Annotated in this window: 22 protein-coding genes and 1 tRNA gene (1 of these 23 only partly in view); 18 read left to right on the top strand and 5 right to left on the bottom strand. The window is 53.0% G+C overall.

The window, feature by feature from the left end; all coding sequences use genetic code 11:
• The first annotated feature begins 24 nt into the window (after window positions 1–24).
• Genes drpB through HMPREF3178_RS27880 form a run of 4 tightly spaced genes read left to right on the top strand, consistent with a single transcriptional unit; the run spans window position 25 to window position 3,009 of the window.
• Window positions 25–306, top strand: coding sequence for a cell division protein DrpB (gene drpB / locus HMPREF3178_RS27895; RefSeq protein WP_017145614.1), 282 nt, complete (start codon window positions 25–27; stop codon window positions 304–306).
• A 42-nt stretch (window positions 307–348) separates the two neighbouring features.
• Entirely contained in the window at window positions 349–1,044 is a 696-nt protein-coding gene (locus HMPREF3178_RS27890; protein ID WP_017145615.1) for a phosphohydrolase, read from the top strand.
• Between the two features lie 56 nt (window positions 1,045–1,100).
• Window positions 1,101–2,534 (top strand): DNA cytosine methyltransferase, encoded by a 1,434-nt coding sequence (locus tag HMPREF3178_RS27885; RefSeq protein WP_017145616.1) that lies wholly within the window; start codon window positions 1,101–1,103, stop codon window positions 2,532–2,534.
• Window positions 2,515–3,009, top strand: coding sequence for a very short patch repair endonuclease (locus HMPREF3178_RS27880; protein ID WP_016808328.1), 495 nt, complete (start codon window positions 2,515–2,517; stop codon window positions 3,007–3,009). Before HMPREF3178_RS27885 ends, HMPREF3178_RS27880 begins: the two co-directional genes overlap by 20 nt.
• Here the strand turns inward: HMPREF3178_RS27880 and yedA are convergent.
• Window positions 2,984–3,895 (bottom strand): drug/metabolite exporter YedA, encoded by a 912-nt coding sequence (gene yedA / locus HMPREF3178_RS27875; RefSeq protein ID WP_017145617.1) that lies wholly within the window; start codon window positions 3,893–3,895, stop codon window positions 2,984–2,986. The genes HMPREF3178_RS27880 and yedA overlap by 26 nt on opposite strands.
• A gap of 183 nt (window positions 3,896–4,078) precedes the next feature.
• Between yedA and HMPREF3178_RS27870 the strand changes: the two genes are divergently transcribed.
• From HMPREF3178_RS27870 to dgcQ, 3 genes are all read left to right on the top strand, one after another.
• Window positions 4,079–4,990, top strand: a complete 912-nt coding sequence (locus tag HMPREF3178_RS27870) for a DUF808 domain-containing protein (protein ID WP_017145618.1) — start codon at window positions 4,079–4,081, stop codon at window positions 4,988–4,990.
• 75 nt (window positions 4,991–5,065) lie between these two features.
• The gene (locus HMPREF3178_RS27865; RefSeq protein WP_017145619.1) at window positions 5,066–5,245 is read left to right on the top strand and encodes a YodC family protein; all 180 of its coding nucleotides are present in this window, start codon (window positions 5,066–5,068) and stop codon (window positions 5,243–5,245) included.
• A gap of 107 nt (window positions 5,246–5,352) precedes the next feature.
• Window positions 5,353–7,020 (top strand): cellulose biosynthesis regulator diguanylate cyclase DgcQ, encoded by a 1,668-nt coding sequence (gene dgcQ / locus HMPREF3178_RS27860; protein ID WP_017145620.1) that lies wholly within the window; start codon window positions 5,353–5,355, stop codon window positions 7,018–7,020.
• A gap of 329 nt (window positions 7,021–7,349) precedes the next feature.
• Here the strand turns inward: dgcQ and yodD are convergent, their stop codons facing one another.
• Window positions 7,350–7,565 carry a YodD family peroxide/acid resistance protein gene (yodD, locus tag HMPREF3178_RS27855; protein WP_004103467.1) on the bottom strand — a complete coding sequence of 72 codons (216 nt, stop codon included), beginning with the start codon at window positions 7,563–7,565 and terminating at the stop codon, window positions 7,350–7,352.
• 132 nt (window positions 7,566–7,697) lie between these two features.
• Here yodD and dsrB point away from each other — a divergent pair, with 132 nt between their 5' ends.
• Window positions 7,698–7,886: a protein DsrB gene (dsrB, locus tag HMPREF3178_RS27850; protein ID WP_004103466.1), complete on the top strand. Its 189-nt coding sequence runs from the start codon at window positions 7,698–7,700 to the stop codon at window positions 7,884–7,886.
• Window positions 7,887–7,927: 41 nt separating this feature from the next.
• On the opposite strand, the gene rcsA is transcribed toward dsrB, so the two are convergent.
• Complete coding sequence (gene rcsA / locus HMPREF3178_RS27845; protein WP_004103465.1) at window positions 7,928–8,551, bottom strand: transcriptional regulator RcsA; 624 nt, start codon at window positions 8,549–8,551, stop codon at window positions 7,928–7,930.
• Window positions 8,552–9,007: 456 nt separating this feature from the next.
• Here rcsA and yedD point away from each other — a divergent pair, with 456 nt between their 5' ends.
• On the top strand, window positions 9,008–9,424 hold the full coding sequence (yedD, locus tag HMPREF3178_RS27840; RefSeq protein ID WP_160885925.1) for a lipoprotein YedD: 417 nt from the start codon (window positions 9,008–9,010) through the stop codon (window positions 9,422–9,424).
• Window positions 9,425–9,462: 38 nt separating this feature from the next.
• Here the strand turns inward: yedD and amyA are convergent, their stop codons facing one another.
• Complete coding sequence (amyA, locus tag HMPREF3178_RS27835) at window positions 9,463–10,950, bottom strand: alpha-amylase (RefSeq protein ID WP_017145621.1); 1,488 nt, start codon at window positions 10,948–10,950, stop codon at window positions 9,463–9,465.
• Between the two features lie 202 nt (window positions 10,951–11,152).
• Between amyA and tcyJ the strand changes: the two genes are divergently transcribed.
• The 5 genes from tcyJ to sdiA all read left to right on the top strand — a co-directional run bounded on the left by tcyJ (window position 11,153) and on the right by sdiA (window position 15,483).
• Entirely contained in the window at window positions 11,153–11,953 is an 801-nt protein-coding gene (gene tcyJ / locus HMPREF3178_RS27830) for a cystine ABC transporter substrate-binding protein (RefSeq protein WP_017145622.1), read from the top strand.
• Between the two features lie 95 nt (window positions 11,954–12,048).
• The gene (dcyD, locus tag HMPREF3178_RS27825; protein ID WP_017145623.1) at window positions 12,049–13,035 is read left to right on the top strand and encodes a D-cysteine desulfhydrase; all 987 of its coding nucleotides are present in this window, start codon (window positions 12,049–12,051) and stop codon (window positions 13,033–13,035) included.
• A gap of 15 nt (window positions 13,036–13,050) precedes the next feature.
• A complete protein-coding gene (gene tcyL, locus HMPREF3178_RS27820) occupies window positions 13,051–13,719 on the top strand; it encodes a cystine ABC transporter permease (protein WP_004103458.1) in 669 nt (222 codons plus the stop codon).
• Window positions 13,716–14,468 carry an L-cystine ABC transporter ATP-binding protein TcyN gene (gene tcyN, locus HMPREF3178_RS27815; RefSeq protein ID WP_004113836.1) on the top strand — a complete coding sequence of 251 codons (753 nt, stop codon included), beginning with the start codon at window positions 13,716–13,718 and terminating at the stop codon, window positions 14,466–14,468. Before tcyL ends, tcyN begins: the two co-directional genes overlap by 4 nt.
• Window positions 14,469–14,760: 292 nt before the next feature.
• Complete coding sequence (gene sdiA / locus HMPREF3178_RS27810; RefSeq protein WP_004113835.1) at window positions 14,761–15,483, top strand: transcriptional regulator SdiA; 723 nt, start codon at window positions 14,761–14,763, stop codon at window positions 15,481–15,483.
• A gap of 67 nt (window positions 15,484–15,550) precedes the next feature.
• On the opposite strand, the gene HMPREF3178_RS27805 is transcribed toward sdiA, so the two are convergent.
• On the bottom strand, window positions 15,551–15,775 hold the full coding sequence (locus tag HMPREF3178_RS27805; RefSeq protein ID WP_004103455.1) for a DUF2594 family protein: 225 nt from the start codon (window positions 15,773–15,775) through the stop codon (window positions 15,551–15,553).
• A gap of 463 nt (window positions 15,776–16,238) precedes the next feature.
• Between HMPREF3178_RS27805 and uvrY the strand changes: the two genes are divergently transcribed.
• The 4 genes from uvrY to HMPREF3178_RS27785 form a co-directional block, all read left to right on the top strand.
• On the top strand, window positions 16,239–16,895 hold the full coding sequence (uvrY, locus tag HMPREF3178_RS27800; protein WP_004122102.1) for a UvrY/SirA/GacA family response regulator transcription factor: 657 nt from the start codon (window positions 16,239–16,241) through the stop codon (window positions 16,893–16,895).
• Complete coding sequence (uvrC, locus tag HMPREF3178_RS27795; RefSeq protein ID WP_017145624.1) at window positions 16,892–18,724, top strand: excinuclease ABC subunit UvrC; 1,833 nt, start codon at window positions 16,892–16,894, stop codon at window positions 18,722–18,724. Before uvrY ends, uvrC begins: the two co-directional genes overlap by 4 nt.
• Window positions 18,725–18,781: 57 nt before the next feature.
• Window positions 18,782–19,330, top strand: coding sequence for a CDP-diacylglycerol--glycerol-3-phosphate 3-phosphatidyltransferase (gene pgsA, locus HMPREF3178_RS27790; RefSeq protein WP_004113831.1), 549 nt, complete (start codon window positions 18,782–18,784; stop codon window positions 19,328–19,330).
• Between the two features lie 151 nt (window positions 19,331–19,481).
• Window positions 19,482–19,514: transfer RNA gene (locus HMPREF3178_RS27785), tRNA-OTHER, on the top strand; it runs 54 nt beyond the window's last position.

Here is a 19,514-nt window from a genome sequence, read left to right as displayed (position 1 = left end):
GTTGAATATATGGAGAACAAATTAATGGAAGAGAAAGCGAAAAGAAGCCCTGGCGGGAAGCTGGCACTATGGGCGTTTTACGCTTTTTGCGGCTATTTCCTGTGGGCGATGGCGCGTTACTGGTGGGTTGTCGGGCAGATCCAAAGCGTACCCGGCGCGACGATTGACGGTGAGCTCGGCTCAACGACAGGGAAATGGATCGGCGCGCTGCTGGGATTTCTGGTATTGGGCATTGTCGGCGCTATTCTCGGCGCAATTGCCTGGTATACGCGTCCTGACCCGCAGATGTATGAACATCACGAATAAAGTTGCTATGCTCGTTGCTGACCTGATCTCAAAGGAGCGCGCATGGATCTTTATCAATGGCAGCAACGATTTGAAGCCTGGCTAAGTGAACATCACTCGCAAGGGGATGCCGCTCACGATATTTCACACTTCCGCCGGGTATGGGCCACCGCGCAGCGGCTGGCCGAAGAGAGTGATGCTGACCGGCTGGTGATCCTCACCGCCTGCTATTTTCACGATATTGTCAGCCTGGCGAAGAACCATCCTGAGCGTAGCCGCTCTTCGGCGATGGCTGCGGAACAAACGCTGACTATCCTGCAGTCAGATTTTCCCGATTTTCCGCCGGAGCGCTATGCGGCGGTTCTGCACGCCATTGAAGCGCATAGTTTTAGCGCGGGGATGGCTCCCCGCAGTGAAGAAGCGAAAATTGTCCAGGATGCCGATCGGCTGGAGGCTTTGGGGGCGATTGGCCTGGCGCGCGTATTCGCGGTATCCGGTGCGCTGAACAATATCTTGTTTGATGCCGACGATCCCTTTGCCGATCGGCGTGAACTGGATGATAAAAAATACGCGCTGGATCACTTCCAGTGCAAGCTGCTGCGTTTACCGGAAACGATGCAGACAGAAAAGGGTAGGGCGATGGCGCTGCACAATGCGCGCTTTCTGGTTCAGTATATGGCCAAGCTCAGCGCCGAACTTCGCGGAGACTCGATGTCCCTTGATGACAAGGTTTTGCAGCGCTTTGATCCACTAGCATAAAACTGCCCGCGCTATTTATGGTAACCTCTGCAAAAATAGTCGGGCTGGTTGAGGTTATGGCGCAAAATTTATCCAAGGAAAATCCCCCGTCTTTTAAGGTTGAGCATACCGAAGAAGACGCGCAGACGTTATTGCGCCAGCTAATGGCAATTTATGACGTTAAAACGCTGGTGGCGCAGCTGGTTGCCGTCGGTGAGCAGCATTGGAGCCCGGCTATCCTCAAACGCGTTGCGACGGTATCGCGCGCGGCAGGGCGCATAAGCGCGCAGGAGCAGGCACATCTTCGTTCGCTCCTGCCGCAGCCTCCAGCGCATCATCCCCACTATGGATTCCGCTTCGTCGACCTGTTCGCCGGCATCGGTGGTATTCGTCACGGTTTTGAGGCGATTGGCGGGCAATGCGTGTTTACCAGCGAATGGAATAAACATGCGGTGCGCACCTATAAAGCCAACTGGTACTGCGATCCTGAGCAGCATCGCTTTAATGAAGATATCCGCGACGTCACGCTGAGCCATCTCCCTGAGGTGAGCGATGAAGAAGCCGCGCAGCATATACGCCAGGCAATCCCGCAGCATGACGTACTGCTGGCCGGCTTCCCCTGCCAGCCTTTTTCACTGGCCGGCGTCTCAAAGAAAAATGCCCTTGGACGCGCTCATGGTTTTGCCTGTGAAACCCAGGGAACGCTGTTCTTTGACGTGGTAAGGATCATCACCGCCCGCCAGCCGCCAATTTTTGTGCTGGAGAACGTCAAAAACCTGAAGAGCCACGACAAGGGGCGGACCTTTCGTATCATTATGCAAACGCTCGATGAGCTGGGTTACGAGGTTGCCGATGCGGCGCATACCGGCGCGGACGATCCTAAGGTGATTGATGGACGCCATTTTTTACCTCAGCATCGGGAACGGATTGTGCTGGTGGGTTTCCGGCGCGACCTCCAGCTCCATGAGGGTTTTACCCTGCGCGATATTGCCCACCTCTATCCTGCCAGCAGACCTACTTTTGGCGAGCTGCTGGAACCCACGGTTGACGACAAGTTTATCCTCACCAGGGTGCTGTGGAAGTATCTCTATCGCTATGCGCGTAAGCATCAGGAGCGAGGGAACGGTTTTGGCTACGGGCTGGTTGATCCAACGAATCCGCACAGCGTGGCGCGCACGCTCTCTGCCCGCTATTACAAAGATGGCGCGGAAATCCTCATCGATCGCGGCTGGGATCGGCCATTAGGCGAAAAATATTTTGATGACCCGGAGAATCAGTTGCGTCGTCCGCGCAGGCTGACGCCGCGGGAGTGCGCGCGTCTGATGGGTTTTGAGACGCCGCAGGGGTATCGTTTTCGTATCCCGGTCTCGGACACTCAGGCCTATCGCCAGTTCGGCAACTCGGTCGTGGTGCCGGTATTTGCTGCGGTAGCGAAGCTGCTGGCACCGCGAATCGAAAAAGCGGTAGCCATGCGTGAGCAAGAGATCAACCATGGCCGACGTCCACGATAAAGCCACCCGCAGTAAAAACATGCGCGCGATCGGCACCCGCGATACGGCAATTGAGAAACGGCTGGCGGGGCTGCTGGCGCGTGCCGGTTTTTCCTTTACCGTACAGGACGCCGCGCTCCCTGGCCGTCCGGATTTTGTGGTATCAGACTATCAGTGCGTAATCTTTACTCACGGCTGCTTTTGGCACCATCACGACTGCTATCTGTTTAAGGTGCCCGCGACGAGAACCGAATTCTGGCTCGACAAGATAGCCAAAAACGTGGCGCGCGATCGCCGGGATATCGGGCGACTGGTGGAGCAGGGATGGCGGGTGCTGGTGGTCTGGGAATGCGCGCTGCGCGGGCGAAAGAAGCTTAACGACGAAGCGCTGGGCGAACGACTGGAAGAGTGGATCTGCGGCGGCGATCGGTGCGCGCAGATCGATACTCAAGGCATAGGTCTGATAGACGTTACTTCTGCGCCTTACAGGACGTAATTTCGCGACGAACCGGGAACAGGTATTTGCCGAGCGTCACCAGAATGACCGCAAAAATTATGATGCCGAGCGCCAGCCACTCTACGGGAGATAAGCTTTCCCCGGCAAAACAGGTGCCCAGCAGGACGGCGACTACCGGGTTGACGTAGGCATAGCTGGTCGCCACGGCTGGCGTCACGTTACGAATTAAATACATATAGGCGTTGATGGCGATAAGCGATCCGAAGATAGCCAGATAGGCGACGGCAAAAATGCCGGACCACGAGGGTATCTGAGTTAACTTTTCACCGCTCAGCGCGGAGGCAATCATCAGCACAATCCCTGCCGCCAGCATTTCAACCGCGCCCGCCATCATACCGGTGGGGAGCTCAATCCGCGAACCGTAGACCGAACCAAAGGCCCAGCTCATCGAGCCGATCAGAATCAGCAGCGCTCCCCAGGGGTTACCATTCAGGTTGCCGCCGCTGTTAAGCAGAACAATACCTGCCAGACCTATCGCGATCCCTAACCACTCAAGCTTGCGGGTCGCTATACCAAAAAAACGGCTAAAACATAGGGTAAACAACGGTACCGTCGCGACCATGACTGCCGCAATACCTGAGGGGACGTGCTGGTGTTCGGCAAGCGTCACAAAACCATTGCCTACGGCCAGCAGCAAAACGCCGATCAGCGCCGCGTTGAGCAGCGGTTTGCGCGACGGGAGCTTATGGCCCGTGGCCAGCAACCAGGCGAGCAGCACCGCGCCAGCGGAAAGAAAGCGCACGCCAGCCATCATCAGCGGAGGCCAGCTGGCGACGCCAACGGCGATAGCGAAATAGGTGGAACCCCAGATGATATACAGCGCAAACAACGCCCCGATGAGCGGCAACAGCTGACGGGTAGACATACTTCCTCACGACGGTGCAGAGATAGAAAGGAGACGTATAGTAAACGTGAAAACTATCGTGCTGGCGAGCGCTTTAGTTAGCCTGCCGCGGTTAAATTTATGTTGACTAAGGACGCCAGTGGGCGAAAAAGCGCTTTTGCTTCATACTTCATGAGGAACAATCATAAATGAAGGAATGCAATTTTGGCGGGAAGTAGTCTATTAACCTTATTGGATGATATTGCCACTTTACTCGATGATATTTCGGTCATGGGGAAACTGGCGGCAAAAAAAACGGCAGGCGTATTGGGTGATGATTTATCGCTTAATGCTCAGCAGGTAACCGGCGTGCGGGCCAACCGTGAATTGCCGGTGGTATGGGGCGTAGCTAAAGGCTCATTGATCAATAAAGTGATTCTGGTGCCGCTGGCGCTGTTGATTAGCGCTTTTATCCCGTGGGCGATTACGCCACTGCTGATGCTGGGTGGCGCCTTCTTGTGCTTTGAAGGCGTCGAGAAGGTGGTGCACACTCTGCAGGCGCGTAAACATAAAGAGGATCCGCAGGTTCGCCAGCAGCGGCTTGAAGCCCTGGCCAATCAGGACCCGATGGCGTTTGAACGAGATAAGGTAAAAGGCGCGGTGCGCACAGATTTTATTCTGTCTGCGGAAATTGTCGCGATTACCCTCGGGATTGTAGCTGAAGCGCCGTTATTAAATCAGATTCTGATTTTGTCCGGCATTGCGCTGCTGGTGACGGTGGGGGTGTACGGTCTGGTGGGGATTATCGTCAAGCTTGATGATATGGGCTACTGGCTGGCGGAGAAAAGCAGTGCGCTGGCGCAGTGGACGGGGAAAGCTTTACTGGCGATTGCGCCTCGTCTGATGAAGGTGCTGTCCATCGTCGGCACCCTGGCGATGTTCCTGGTCGGCGGCGGCATTGTGGTCCACGGTCTCACGCCGCTGCACCATGCCATTGAAAATCTGGCTCAGGGGCAGAATGGCGTCATTGCCTCGCTGCTGCCAACGGCTGCAAATCTGGTGCTGGGATTCATTATTGGCGCCATCGTGCTGGCCGTGGTGAAAGCGATAGCCGCTCTTCGCGGTTCTACGAAGTAAATGTGCTATCTATCATGCAAAGTGGTTCACCTTCGTCTAAGGTAAATCTGTTTCTTCCTGATACCGGAGGCAAAAATGGTCTTGTTGGTCAGTGATGAAGTGAGACGCAAAAACGGCGGCCCCCGCATGGTCGTTACCGGATTCGCCAGCGGCATGGTGGAATGTCGTTGGTATGACGGTTACGGCGTAAAGCGCGAGGCATTTCGTGAGGATGAACTTATCCGTGGAGGAGGAGGGAAGCTGAGCCGCACCTGACCCTCCATCAGCGCCCGGCATCCGTCGGGCGTTTTCATATTGTGAATTATTTTACCAACAGGGAGCGTGGATGAAGTTTGCTTCTTTAACCGTGCTGCGAGAAAACGATGGATAAGCTGATGTGGGTGAAAAAGCTGCGCCAGATTTTAAGCCCCGGATATGTGGTTAACCTCTGTTTTTTTATCGTCTTCTGCTTCTCTACGCTGTTGATATGGCGTGAGATCAAGGTTCTGGAAGAAGCCTACGTCGCTAACCAGCGCAACAACCTTGAAAACGTGGCACATGAATTTGACAGCCTGCTGCAATTTAATATCGACAGAATGATTTTTTTTCGTAACGGCATGCATTCCGCGCTGGAGACGCCGTTAGATTTTGCCGTGCTGCGCAAGGCCGAAGAGAGTTATTTAGCGAAGCGACACGATCCGATCTGGTCAGTTGAGATTCACAATCGACGAACGCTGCCGGTCTACGGTGTTGCCGATGCCTTTATCGACGGCAACGAACTTCTTTCCCGCGACACTCCCTTTTCCGGGAACGAGCTGATGGCTACCCTTGAACTCGGTTATATGCTGCGCCTGGCCAATAACAACCGGGGTTTCGCTAAGCGTATGCTGTACGTGTCGCGCAGCGGCTTTTTTATCACCACTGAGCCGCTGAAAAATTCGACGCAGGCGCTGGCGCTCTATTCTCAGGCTACGAGCGATGCCTGGTTTACCCGCCAAACGCAGCGTAATAACCCTGCTCGCGGTATCGTATGGCAAACGTTTCCCGGCGATGAATCGCCGCGTGAAATACCGGTGATAACGGCGTCTATTCCGCTTGATTTCCAGCGTTTCTGGCTCGGTGTCCTGGCGATGGACTTCTCGGTACAGGAGATGAAGGCGTTTCTGGTCAATGCGATAAAGACGGGTGAGGAAGGCGAGTATCAGCTTTATGATAATCAACTTAATTTGATAGCTTCTTCTGCGCCGGGCAACGTGCTGACGCTGCTGTCTGCGCATGAACAGGAGATGCTGAAGCGCGCTTTTGCTGGTGAGAATCAGGGGGGGATTCGCCTGGTTACCCGTTATATCAGCTGGGAGAAGATCCGCAATTTTGATGGGGTGCTAATCCGTATTCACACTATTCAGGAGGGGGTACGCGGCGACTTTGGCAGCATCACTATTGCCCTGATGCTGATGTGGTTAATGTTCACCCTGATGTTGATGATCTCGTGGTTCGTTATTCGGCGAATGGTGCGCAATATGAGTATGCTGCAGACCTCCCTCGAATGGCAGGCCTGGCATGATGCGTTGACCCGCCTGTTAAATCGGGGGGCGTTATTTGAACGCGCCACGGCAGCTGCTCGCCAGAGCGAACGCCTGAAGCGTCCAGTGGCGGTGATTCAACTCGATCTTGATTACTTTAAAAGCGTTAACGATCGGTACGGGCATCATGCGGGGGATCGCGTGCTGACGCTGGTGGCCAGTACTATCGCCAGCCATATTCGCGAAGGCGATTTTGCAGGGAGGGTTGGCGGAGAAGAATTCTGCATCGTCCTGCCTGATACCAGACTAAAAGAGGCGACGGCCATTGCAGAACGGATCCGTATACGGGTCAATAGTCGTGAAATTTTACTCGGCAACAGCGCCTCTTTACGTATCACCGCGTCGTTTGGAGTGAGCTGCAGTGAGGATTCCAGCGACTACAGCTTTGAGAACCTGCAGTCGGTTGCCGATCATCGTTTGTATCTTGCCAAGCAAAACGGGCGCAATCAGGTATGTGCGGACGGGTGATGTATCATTTATCGTGTGAATAAAATGAATTTAAATCATCCGTTTTGGCTATTTTAGTGAGATTATTCTTAAAAACATTGAGCGATGCGCAAACGTTCGTGGAAGAATAAATAGCGAGAGTCCTTGCCTGGCGAGCGTTGCCAGCGCAGGCGGCTTTCTTGACCCCATTTTTCAATAATTTACTCCATGAATGTTTGTTGTCATGCAAAATAATTGAGGGTAATGTTTGTAGCGCATCGGATATCCTGGTGTAACGAATTTTCAAGTGCTTCTTGCATTAGCAAGTTTCATCCCGACTCCTGCGAGTCGGGATTTTTTTCACGCAACGATCAGCGATTAGCTTCGGTAACGCTAAAGTCATGGATATCGAGTTCAAAGGCCTCGGCCAGCTCGCGCCAGGTATGGTAACCCCGGCCATCAATGCTGACGTGATGAGGATCGTCTTGCGTTCGCTGGACTTCACTTTCGCTGATTTCATTAATCGCCGCCAGCAGGGCGTCAACATCAACGCTTCCCGTGCCTTTGTGCTCTTTGGCGATTTTCATTTCGGCTACCTCGCTTAACTCAGACAGGGCTCCTTAAGTATAGACGGTCTACAAAAACAGCAGTTGCCCGGCCGGACACTGCGCGATCGGCAGTTTTGTTCTACACTGGCTCAAAAATAGAGGAGATGAGTTATGCAGGTAAACGATCGTGTCACGGTGAAGACCGATGGTGGCCCACGTCGGTCGGGCGTTGTGCTGGCAATAGAGTCGTTTAGCGAAGGGGTCATGTATCTGGTTTCGCTGGAGGATTATCCGCTGGGGATCTGGTTTTTTAACGAGCACGGCCATCCTGACGGTATATTCGTTGAGCGGGAAGAGTGATTCGCCGCGAGTGAACTGGCGGCAGCGGCCGCCAGCGTTTTTCAACGCAGGTTGACGTGAATTCCGGATGTGATGTTTTCGGTCAGGCGGACGATGTGATAAATCACCTGTTTATTGTGGGTTTGAATCTTCTTTTTAATATTGCCCTTGTGCGAGGACACGGTCTTGGCCTTAATGTTCATCTGCGCTGATATGTGCGAGGTTCCGTGTCCGGCCATCCACATCTGAAGCATATTTGATTCGGTCTGGCTTAAGGTCAGCGTGGGAATATTAATCCGGGCAGCACGATAGTTCTCATATTTAAGACGGTTGGCGAGAATGTCATCAAGGTCTTTTTCGGTCAGCGATTTCGAGCACACGAGTAAGTTTTTGCGCACCAGCAGGTAATGGTCGAAATGAATATTGGCCAGCGACATAAAGATAATGAATAGCGTGGCGGGATACTGGCTGATGATTTGTCGGACAAGCTGGTTGCTCTCTTCATGATGAATAAAACAATCTTCATTGATAAATACTACGGCAGGGCGGCTGGCCTCACACATTGCCTTCAGGTTTGACGCACTCTGTACTTCTGCGATCTCACGCTTCTTTACCCCCCTGCTTGTCAGGTACCCGGTTAATCCCAGCCGGGTGAAGCTGCATAAATCCATGATAATCGTTGACATGACCCATCCTCAATCAACACGTAACGATAATTTATCCCTCGCCGACAAGCGCGATGAAGTCCATTTTGTTAGCAATTAAAACGACCGCTGCCGTGGAACCATTAGGCAGCCTGAACTATTCCTTAATATGCCCCTAATTTGCCAGGAATATTCTCAAAGTAAAGACTACAAAAGGCTATGTGGAGGAAATAAAAACATTAAATACCCGTCATATATAAGTTTGCCATTTTTACGCTTTTTTAAAATAGGATTATCCTTATATTGAGTGGTTAAAATAACGTCTTCGAATTAATGGCATTAATGGGATGGATGAGAATAACTTAACATTCCATGGCTATTTTTTGCCATATAACGCGGTGCAGGCGGGCGCTCTGCTTAGCCTGTACTCGATCCCGGAAGAGTGGCGGGCTTACCGCTTTAATGCCACAATGCTTTTTTTATCGGTTTGTGGGATGAATGATGAAAAAGATGGTACTGGCTGGCGCGCTGCTAGCCCTGACCGGGTGCGTGCAGGTTGATAGCTACAGCGATGTTGTTAAAGCGCCGGCGCCTGCAGGGCTGGAGGGATACTGGCAATCGGCAGGCCCGCAGAGTGAAATGATGAGTCCTGACGCGATAGCGAGCCTTATCGTGACCAAAGAGGGTGATACGCTTGACTGTCGACAGTGGCAACGGGTGATCGTCCTGCCGGGGAAATTAATGAAGCGTGATGATGTGATCTATAACGTTACCTCCGCGTTAGATGTCTATCCGCTTGAGCGTGAAGGCAATACGCTGCGCTACGATCGTATGACGCTTAAACGGGTGGATCGCCTCACTCCGGAGTGTGAACTGGCGTGGAAAAAAGCGTCGGCTGATAAAAGCGGACGGTAAGCTTGATGCGGGCTGAATCCTTCTCAGCCCGCGAAGTTTTATAGTGCTTCCTCAATCACCCACACGCTTACGCTGCCGCCATTACAGGTGAAAGTCCCGTCTCCTTCATCGTCGGTTTCAATAACCTCATCGCGGTTGCCGAGAAAATCTCGCCAGCGTTTATTGCGGTAATTTTCGCCCAGAGGGAGCGTTTTTTCCCCATCGTCGCCGTTGGATAGTACGACCACGCAGCCCGGATCATCCTCGGTGCCGCTCCGGCTGAAGGCAATACAGTTCGGATGATCGAACCAGAGCGTTTGTACACCGTGGGCAAAACGCTGGCGGGCGTCGATCAGTTCGTGTAGTTGTTCGATTACCGGCATCTCAATAGCGTAGCTCTCGCCATCGCCACCGGTATCTTCATAGCTGGCGCCGAAGAGATCGGCATAAAAGACCGAGGGAACGCCGTTTTCACGCAGCAGAATCAGCGCATACGCCAGCGGCTTGAACCAGGCCTCAACCGGCGCCTCGAGCGCCTGCAGCGGCTGAGTATCATGGTTGGTCACCAGGGTGACGGCGTGGAATGGGTCGGCTTCAACCAGCGTGCCGCTGAAAATCTGGCTCATGTCGTAATCGCGACCCTGCCGCGAAGCTTCATGAAATTTCATCTGCAGAGGGGCGTCGAACAGCATCGTCTTGCCGTCAACCATGGCGATATACTGCTGAAGCTTATCAACTTCGTGCGACCAGTATTCCGCGACGATAAACAGCGGTTTTGTCGCCACCTCCTGGACGTGTTCGATCCACTCTTTATAAAACCAGGCGGGGATATGTTTAACCGCATCAAGGCGGAAGCCATCGCACCCGGTCTGCTCCATTACCCAGCGCGCCCAGTATTTAATCTCCTCGGTAACCGCCCGATTGCGAAAATCGATATTTTCGCCCATCAGATAGTCGAAGTTGCCCATTTCATCATCGACCTGATCGTTCCATCCGTCGCCGGTGTAGTCATTGACGAGTTTAAACACGCCATCTTCATCAGGATTCTCTATATGATCGATCCCGCTGAAGCACTTATAGTCCCAGATGAATTCAGAGTATTTACCGGCGCGGGCGGGGAAGGTGTAACGCGTCCAGGCCTCGCACTCAATAATCTCATCAGAGATTTGCGTACGATCGTTTTGATCAACGCGCTGAATGCGTACCGGCTCTTTTTCATCGGCCCCCATTTTGTGGTTAACCACAACGTCAAGCAGCACGGCGATATCGTGCTGGCGCAGCGCGGAGATTGCGGCAAGGAGCTGGTCTTTATCGCCATATTTGGTGGCGACTGAACCTTTTTGGTCAAACTCGCCGAGGTCAAACAGGTCGTAGCAATCATAGCCGACAGAGTAGCCGCCGGAGGCGCCCTTGTAGGCAGGAGGCAACCAAACCATGTTGATGCCGATTTCGTTAAGGTTTGGCGCGAGGGCTTCGACTTCACGCCATAATTCGCCGCCGGTTGGGTAGTACCAGTGAAAGCACTGCAGTAACGTGGGGTTTTTCATCTTCCTTGCTCCAGACGTCATCAAGCTGACCATTGCAGTATGAGAGATATCCAGCAAAACGGAGATGTTTTCGATACGTTTTCGCTATGCCCTAAACGGCACCATATATAATAATTCGGAATAAGATGTAGCATATCGATGTTGGTGACTGAGGCTAAACGCCTTACACTGCAGCAAAATATCACTCTGTTAGGGGTATCTAATGAAATTAGCACTTCTGGGTCGTCAGGCGCTGATGGGCGCAATGGCCGTCGTTTTAATGGCTGGCGTCAGCGCAAAAACCTTTGCGGCTGAAAACCTGCTTAATCAGGTCAAAGAGCGTGGTACTTTACGCGTGGGTCTGGAAGGGACTTACCCGCCGTTCAGCTATCAGGGAGATGACGGTAAGCTGACTGGTTTCGAGGTGGATTTTGCCAACGAACTGGCGAAACATCTGGGCGTAAAGGCTGACCTTAAGCCCACCAAGTGGGACGGCATGCTGGCTTCGCTGGATTCTAAACGTATCGATGTCGTGATAAACCAGGTTACCATTTCCGATCAACGTAAGAAAAAATATGATTTCTCGACGCCCTATACTGTTTCAGGGATTCAGGCGCTGGTGAAAAAAGGGAACGAGGGCGTGATTAAAACCGCCGCTGACCTGAAAGGTAAGAAAGTTGGCGTGGGTCTGGGCACTAACTATGAAGAGTGGCTGCGTCAGAACGTCCAGGGCGTCGACATTCGTACTTATGATGATGACCCGACGAAATATCAGGATCTGCGCGTGGGCCGTATCGACGCCATCCTGGTTGACCGCCTGGCGGCGCTGGATCTGGTGAAGAAAACCGGCAATACCCTTGCTGTCACTGGTGAAGCCTTCTCCCGCCAGGAGTCCGGCGTCGCGCTGCGTAAAGGTAACGAAGACCTGCTGAAAGCGGTTGATGGCGCCATTGCAGAGATGCAAAAAGATGGCAGCCTGAAGGCGCTATCGGAAAAATGGTTTGGCGCTGACGTCACGAAGTAACGGTCGGCGGTGAAAAAAGGCGCTCCTGATAGCGCCTTTTTTTATTTCGCGCCTCACAGCGTGCATAATTAAGGATAATTCAGTCAGGAGGTTTTATGTCACTGCAAAATTTAACCCTTTTCCCGCGTCTGGAGCTGATCGGCGCGCCGACGCCGCTTGAATATCTGCCGCGCCTTTCCGATTATCTCGGTCGTGAAATCTTCATCAAGCGTGATGACGTCACCCCGCTTGCAATGGGTGGTAATAAGCTGCGCAAGCTTGAGTTTCTCGCGGCTGATGCGCTGCGGGAAGGTGCGGATACGCTGATTACCGCCGGAGCCATCCAGTCGAACCATGTCCGTCAGACGGCAGCGGTGGCGGCAAAACTTGGCCTGCACTGCGTGGCGCTGCTGGAAAACCCAATGGGTACCCGGGCTGAGAACTATCTGACTAACGGTAACCGATTGCTGCTTGATCTGTTCAATACCCAGGTCGAAATGTGCGACGCGCTGACCGATCCTGATGCTCAGCTGGAAGAGCTGGCGACCCGCATTGAAGCTCAGGGCTATCGTCCCTACGTGATCCCGGTGGGCGGTTCGAACGCGCTGGGCGCGTTGGGCTATGTGGAGAGCGCGCTGGAAATTGCCCAGCAGTGCGAAGGGGCGGTTGAGCTTTCCTCCGTGGTCGTCGCATCCGGCAGCGCCGGTACGCATGCCGGTCTTGCGGTGGGACTTGAACAGCTGATGCCAAATGTCGAGCTTATCGGCGTAACGGTGTCGCGCAAAGTAGCCGACCAGCTGCCAAAAGTCGCCGCGCTGCAGCAGGCGGTGGCAAATAGCCTGGAGCTGGAAGCAAAGGCCGGTATCCAGCTATGGGATGATTACTTTGCGCCGGGTTACGGGATACCGAACGACGAAGGAATGGCGGCGGTCAAGCTGCTGGCGCAGCTGGAAGGTATCCTGCTGGATCCGGTCTATACCGGAAAGGCAATGGCCGGACTGATTGACGGTATCAGCCAGAAGCGCTTTAAGGATGAAGGCCCAATCCTGTTTGTTCATACCGGCGGCGCGCCTGCGCTGTTCGCCTATCATCCTCATATCTGATGCAGAACACATAGAATGCAAGAGAGTATCCAACTGGTTATCGATTCCGCGCCTTTTTTGCTTAAGGGCGCGGTATTTACGCTACAGCTCAGCATCGGCGGCATGTTTTTTGGCCTGGTGCTGGGGTTTATCCTGGCGCTGATGCGCATGTCACCCGTCTGGCCGATTAAATGGCTGGCGCGGATGTATATTTCCATCTTTCGCGGAACGCCGCTGATTGCGCAGCTGTTTATGATCTATTACGGCTTGCCGCAGTTCGGTATTGAGTTGGATCCTATTCCCGCAGCGATGATTGGCCTGTCTTTAAACACCGCGGCCTACGCGGCAGAAACGCTGCGCGCGGCGATCGCCTCCATTGATAAAGGGCAGTGGGAGGCGGCGGCGAGTATTGGTATGACGCGCTGGCAGGCGATGCGCCGCGCGATTCTTCCGCAGGCCGCGCGGGTGGCGCTGCCGCCGCTTTCCAACAGCTTTATCAGCCTGGTCAAAGATACCTCTTTGGCCGCGACTATCCAGGTGCCGGAGCTGTTCCGCCAGGCTCAGCTAATCACCTCGCGCACGCTGGAAGTTTTCACCATGTACCTGGCTGCTTCGCTGATTTACTGGGTAATGGCAACGGTGCTTTCTACGCTGCAAAACTATTTTGAAAATCAGCTGAACCGCCAGGAGCGTGATCCAAAATGAGTGCGATTGAAGTAAAAAACCTGGTGAAAAAATTCCATGGCCAAACGGTGCTTCACGGTATCGACCTTGAGGTTCAACAGGGCGAAGTGGTGGCGATTATCGGACCCAGTGGTTCAGGGAAAACCACGCTGCTGCGCAGTATTAATCTGCTGGAACAGCCGGAAAACGGTACCATTCGCGTCGGCGACGTGACCATCGATACCGCGCGCAGCCTCGGTCAGCAAAAAGCGGACATCCGCCGTTTGCGTCAGCATGTGGGCTTCGTGTTTCAGAACTTTAATCTTTTTCCCCACCGTACGGTGATGGAGAACATCATTGAAGGGCCGGTGATCGTCAAAGGGGAGGATAAAAATGAATCCATCGCCCGGGCGCGTGAGCTGCTGGCCAAGGTGGGGCTTACCGGTAAAGAAAACAGCTACCCGCGTCGTTTGTCCGGCGGGCAGCAGCAGCGCGTGGCAATTGCTCGCGCGCTGGCGATGCGCCCCGATGTCATCCTGTTTGATGAACCAACCTCGGCATTGGATCCCGAGCTGGTGGGGGAGGTGCTGAACACCATACGTCAGCTGGCGCAGGAGAAGCGTACGATGGTTATCGTTACCCATGAGATGAGCTTTGCCCGCGACGTAGCGGACCGCGCTATTTTTATGGATCAAGGGCGTATCGTTGAACAGGGAGACGCGAAATCTCTTTTTGCCAATCCTCAGCAGGCGCGTACCCGCCAGTTCCTCGAAAAATTTCTGATGCAATAATCTCAGTGCCCAGGCCGCTTCCGCTAAGGCTGAGGGGAGCGGCCTGCTAAACGACGCTTAACCGAGTTTCGGTAAAAGTTAAAAGTCCAGCCTCAGGACATAATCAACGCCGATATATCTGTCAAGGTTTTGTGCCACAACTGCGGGCATACTTTTCACGCATCAGGCGCTGTTGCCAGTCGCCATCTAATAAATGCGATGGCTACCATATTTTATACATATAAGCAGGATTTATGTGTTAGTTTTATGTATTTATAATAATGATTATCACTCAGGAGTTATTTGGTCAGTTATGAGGGACAATGATTTTTTCAGCTGGCGGCGGGAAATGCTGCAACAATTTCAGTCAGCTTCTGCAGGCGAAGGAGTTTTTCATCTACTCCAGCAGCAGGCACAAGCGCTGGAATATGACTACTTCGCGCTCTGCGTACGGCATCCCGTGCCTTTCACTCGCCCCAGGGTAACCCTGCAATCGACCTATCCTCCGGCCTGGATGTCGCATTATCAAGCCGAGAATTATTTCGCGATTGACCCGGTACTGCGCAAGGAGAATTTCCTTCGCGGGCATCTACCCTGGAACGATAAGCTATTCCACGACACCCCTGAATTATGGGACGGTGCGCGCGATCATGGCTTACGAAAGGGGGTAACGCAGTGCCTGACGCTGCCTAACCATGCACACGGATTCTTATCCGTCTCAGGAACCAGCCACAGCCAGGGGCCCTTTGAGGAAGATGAACTGGAGATGCGCTTAAGAACCCTGACCGAACTGAGTCTGCTGACGCTCTTGCGGCTGGAGGACGAAATGGTTATGCCGCCGGAAATGAAATTTAGTCGACGTGAACTGGAGATTTTGAAATGGACAGCGGAAGGCAAAACCTCGGCTGAGGTCGCAATGATTCTGTCTATCTCAGAAAATACCGTCAATTTTCATCAGAAGAATATGCAGCGAAAATTCAATGCGCCAAACAAAACGCAAATTGCCTGCTACGCGGTAGCGACGGGATTAATTTGATCTTATAGGTTGTTCTGCGTGCCAGACGTAAGACCGGCTGTTAGTCATACCTTCAGCCGGTGAATCATTACTGACGATATGCCTGCTTAATTTGCTTAACGGTGCTGGAGAATACGGCAGCCTGAGCCACATCTTCCATCTGCGCAATTTGCTTTTCCATTTTAATAATCACTCGGCCTGCATCCGCCTGACCCATGGCCTGCAGCATCAGCGTCATCATCGCTTTCAGGCACGAAACTTCCTGTGCCAGTTCTTGATTATTTTCCGCAGTGGAAAAATCTGGTGTGCTCATCGATATCCTCGTTTGCTTTCTGCGCAAATGCGCATGTCTAAAAGTGAAGGCGGCGCAGTATACCACAAGCAAAGGAAAAAAAAGGAGTGCTTGGTTTTCGTTCTCTCATTTGAATGGTGAATGTTTTAATTGGCTGAATAATACGTAATCATGAGATGTAAGCAGCTTAATTTTTTCCATGACGCCGTTTCACTGTTAATATTTGTTACATATTCAGGCGCGTATTTCTCATCTACGCAGAGTGTTGTGTTTTTACGTAATCTGTGTGATGAATGTTAAAAAACAACCGTTTCGCAACTCTATGTTAAGTATGGCTTTCCAGCAGGTGTGCAGGCAGATTTCCATAATTGCCTAAGAAATCTTTTCCAGGACATTTTTTGACTTTTAAAGTTACGCTAAAACCCGGTAATATGTAGGAGATAAGCTATCAGTGGCGTTATCCCTAATTCTGGAGAATATTCCTTTGATCAACGTCCTTCTTGTTGATGACCACGAACTAGTGCGCGCAGGGATACGACGCATTCTGGAAGATATAAAAGGGATTAAAGTTGCCGGCGAGGCCTGCTGCGGTGAGGATGCCGTGAAATGGTGCCGCGCAAATCCCGTTGATGTAGTCCTGATGGATATGAACATGCCGGGAATCGGCGGCCTTGAGGCTACGCGAAAAATTGCCCGTTCCGTTGCTGATGCCAAAGTGATTATGCTGACCGTGCATACGGAAAATCCGCTGCCGGCGAAAGTCATGCAGGCCGGCGCCGCTGGCTACCTCAGTAAAGGCGCTGCGCCGCAGGAGGTAGTCAATGCGATTCGCTGCGTGGCTTCGGGTCAGCGTTATATCGCATCCGATATCGCTCAGCAGATGGCGCTCAGCCAGATTGAACCGGAAAAGGCCGAATCGCCGTTTGCCAGTTTGTCTGAGCGAGAATTGCAGATTATGCTAATGATTACTAAAGGTCAGAAGGTCAACGAGATCTCAGAGCAGTTAAATCTGAGTCCCAAGACCGTGAACAGCTACCGCTATCGCATGTTCAGTAAATTGAACATTCACGGCGATGTGGAGCTGACGCACCTGGCAATTCGCCATGGCCTGTGCAATGCGGAGTCGTTAGCAAGTCAGTGAATGATGTTTTTGATGCAAAAGCTTTCCTGAAAACCGTAACCAGCCAGCCGGGCGTCTATCGTATGTATGATGCTGGCGGTACTGTTATCTATGTAGGCAAAGCAAAAGATCTGAAAAAGCGGCTTAGCAGCTATTTTCGCAGCAACCTGGCTTCGCGTAAAACCGAAGCGCTGGTGGCGCTTATTGCCCAGATTGACGTTACCGTGACCCACACCGAAACGGAAGCGCTGCTGCTTGAGCATAACTATATTAAGCTTTATCAGCCGCGCTACAACGTGCTGCTGCGCGATGATAAATCCTACCCCTTTATTTTTCTTAGCGGCGATACGCATCCCCGCCTGGCGACGCATCGTGGAGCCAAGCATGCGAAAGGCGAATATTTCGGTCCGTTCCCCAACGGCTACGCCGTTCGCGAGACGTTAGCGCTGCTGCAAAAGATCTTTCCTGTCCGCCAGTGCGAAAACAGCGTTTATCGCAACCGCTCGCGGCCGTGCCTGCAGTACCAAATTGGCCGTTGTCTCGGGCCATGCGTTGCCGGGCTGGTGAGTGAGGAAGAGTATGCTCAGCAGGTCGACTACGTACGCCTGTTCCTGGCGGGTAAAGACGATCAGGTACTGACTCAGCTGATTGCCCGCATGGAAAAAGCCAGCCAGGCGCTGGAGTTTGAAGAGGCTGCGCGGATCCGCGACCAGATTCAAGCCGTCCGTCGGGTAACGGAGAAGCAGTTCGTCTCCAATACCGGGGACGATCTCGATGTTATCGGCGTGTCGTTTGATGCCGGAATGGCATGCGTCCACGTGCTGTTTATACGCCAGGGAAAAGTCCTTGGCAGCCGCAGCTATTTCCCCAAAGTGCCGAATGGTACCGAACTGGGTGAAGTGGTGGAAACGTTTGTCGGGCAGTTCTATTTACAGGGCAGCCAGATGCGGACGCTGCCGAGCGAGATCCTGCTGGATTTCAACCTCGGCGACAAAACCCTGCTGGCAGATTCGCTCTCAGAACTGGCCGGACGCCGGGTTAACGTACAGACCAAACCTCGCGGCGATCGCGCCCGCTATCTGAAACTGGCGCGGACTAACGCCGCGACGGCGCTGACCACCAGGCTTTCTCAGCATTCAACGATAACTCAGCGCCTGCAGGCGCTCGCGACGCTACTCAAACTCCCCGCCGTCAATCGGATGGAATGTTTTGATATCAGCCATACGATGGGCGAACAGACCGTCGCGTCGTGCGTGGTTTTCGATAGCAACGGACCGCTGCGTGCGGAATATCGCCGCTACAATATCACTGGCATCACGCCCGGGGACGATTATGCGGCAATGAATCAGGTGCTTCGTCGTCGCTACGGCAAGGCAATAGAAGAGAGTAAGATCCCCGATGTCATCTTGATCGACGGCGGTAAAGGCCAGCTTGGCCAGGCGAAAACGGTCTTTGCCGAGCTGGACGTGCCGTGGGATAAAAGTCATCCGCTGTTATTAGGCGTGGCAAAAGGCAGCGATCGCAAAGCGGGCCTGGAGACGTTGTTCTTCGAACCGGAAGGCGAGGGCTTTAGCCTGCCGCCGGATTCCCCCGCGCTGCATGTCATACAGCATATTCGCGACGAGTCGCACGATCACGCCATTACCGGCCACCGTAAAAAACGGGCAAAAGTAAAAAGCACCAGCACGCTGGAAACCATCGAAGGGGTGGGGCCAAAACGCCGACAGATGCTGCTGAAATATATGGGTGGTCTGCAGGGACTGCAGAAGGCCAGCGTCGAAGAGATTGCGAAAGTACCGGGTATATCTCACGGTCTGGCAGAAAAGATCTTCTACTCGTTGAAACATTAGGGGCTCTGTAGCAACATAGGGCTAATTTTTACTTACAACAGATAGTTACCCGTTACCATGCAATTTAATATCCCTACGTTGCTTACTCTGTTTCGCGTCATTCTTATTCCATTCTTTGTACTGGCGTTTTATCTCCCGTTTAGCTGGGCTCCTTTTGCCTGCGCCCTGATTTTCTTCATCGCGGCGGTGACCGACTGGTTTGATGGCTACCTGGCGCGTCGCTGGAATCAGAGCACTCGTTTCGGCGCTTTCCTTGATCCGGTTGCGGACAAAGTCATGGTGGCGATTGCGATGGTGCTGGTGGCCGAGCATTATCATACCTGGTGGGTAACGTTACCGGCCGCTACGATGATCGCGCGCGAAATCATCATCTCCGCGCTGCGCGAGTGGATGGCGGAACTGGGTAAGCGCAGCAGCGTAGCGGTATCATGGATTGGTAAAGTAAAAACCACGGCCCAGATGGCGGCGCTGGTGTGGATGCTGTGGCGGCCAAATATCTGGGTTGAATGGGCGGGGATTGGGCTATTCCTCGTGGCGGCGGTGCTGACGCTGTGGTCGATGCTGCAATATCTGAACGCCGCGCGCGGGGATTTGCTTGATCAGTGATCGTTTCGGCGCAATTTTCAGCAAACAACACAAGGTTTTGAAAAATATCGTTGACTCATTGCGCCAGGTAAGTAGAATGCATCGCATCGAACGGCAGCACAGTCTGGCAGACGATAACAAAATCAACTAATTAGCAAATTAGCTTGATGATGCGGGAATAGCTCAGTTGGTAGAGCACGACCTT

Source organism: Klebsiella sp. HMSC09D12 (assembly GCF_001808475.1).
Classification (GTDB): Bacteria; Pseudomonadota; Gammaproteobacteria; order Enterobacterales; family Enterobacteriaceae; genus Klebsiella; species Klebsiella oxytoca.
This window is presented reverse-complemented; position numbering and strand designations above follow the sequence as displayed.

Coding starts and splice junctions, on each gene's coding strand:
- HMPREF3178_RS27880 (WP_016808328.1), top strand. CDS start 2,515: ATGGCCGACGTCCACGATAAAGCCACCCGCAGTAAAAACATGCGCGCG.
- HMPREF3178_RS27890 (WP_017145615.1), top strand. CDS start 349: ATGGATCTTTATCAATGGCAGCAACGATTTGAAGCCTGGCTAAGTGAA.
- HMPREF3178_RS27805 (WP_004103455.1), bottom strand. CDS start 15,775: ATGAGCACACCAGATTTTTCCACTGCGGAAAATAATCAAGAACTGGCA.
- yedA (WP_017145617.1), bottom strand. CDS start 3,895: ATGTCTACCCGTCAGCTGTTGCCGCTCATCGGGGCGTTGTTTGCGCTG.
- pgsA (WP_004113831.1), top strand. CDS start 18,782: ATGCAATTTAATATCCCTACGTTGCTTACTCTGTTTCGCGTCATTCTT.
- yedD (WP_160885925.1), top strand. CDS start 9,008: ATGATGAAAAAGATGGTACTGGCTGGCGCGCTGCTAGCCCTGACCGGG.
- rcsA (WP_004103465.1), bottom strand. CDS start 8,551: ATGTCAACGATTATCATGGATTTATGCAGCTTCACCCGGCTGGGATTA.
- sdiA (WP_004113835.1), top strand. CDS start 14,761: ATGAGGGACAATGATTTTTTCAGCTGGCGGCGGGAAATGCTGCAACAA.
- HMPREF3178_RS27865 (WP_017145619.1), top strand. CDS start 5,066: ATGGTCTTGTTGGTCAGTGATGAAGTGAGACGCAAAAACGGCGGCCCC.
- dcyD (WP_017145623.1), top strand. CDS start 12,049: ATGTCACTGCAAAATTTAACCCTTTTCCCGCGTCTGGAGCTGATCGGC.
- HMPREF3178_RS27885 (WP_017145616.1), top strand. CDS start 1,101: ATGGCGCAAAATTTATCCAAGGAAAATCCCCCGTCTTTTAAGGTTGAG.
- amyA (WP_017145621.1), bottom strand. CDS start 10,950: ATGAAAAACCCCACGTTACTGCAGTGCTTTCACTGGTACTACCCAACC.
- drpB (WP_017145614.1), top strand. CDS start 25: ATGGAAGAGAAAGCGAAAAGAAGCCCTGGCGGGAAGCTGGCACTATGG.
- tcyL (WP_004103458.1), top strand. CDS start 13,051: ATGCAAGAGAGTATCCAACTGGTTATCGATTCCGCGCCTTTTTTGCTT.
- dgcQ (WP_017145620.1), top strand. CDS start 5,353: ATGGATAAGCTGATGTGGGTGAAAAAGCTGCGCCAGATTTTAAGCCCC.
- yodD (WP_004103467.1), bottom strand. CDS start 7,565: ATGAAAATCGCCAAAGAGCACAAAGGCACGGGAAGCGTTGATGTTGAC.
- tcyJ (WP_017145622.1), top strand. CDS start 11,153: ATGAAATTAGCACTTCTGGGTCGTCAGGCGCTGATGGGCGCAATGGCC.
- tcyN (WP_004113836.1), top strand. CDS start 13,716: ATGAGTGCGATTGAAGTAAAAAACCTGGTGAAAAAATTCCATGGCCAA.
- dsrB (WP_004103466.1), top strand. CDS start 7,698: ATGCAGGTAAACGATCGTGTCACGGTGAAGACCGATGGTGGCCCACGT.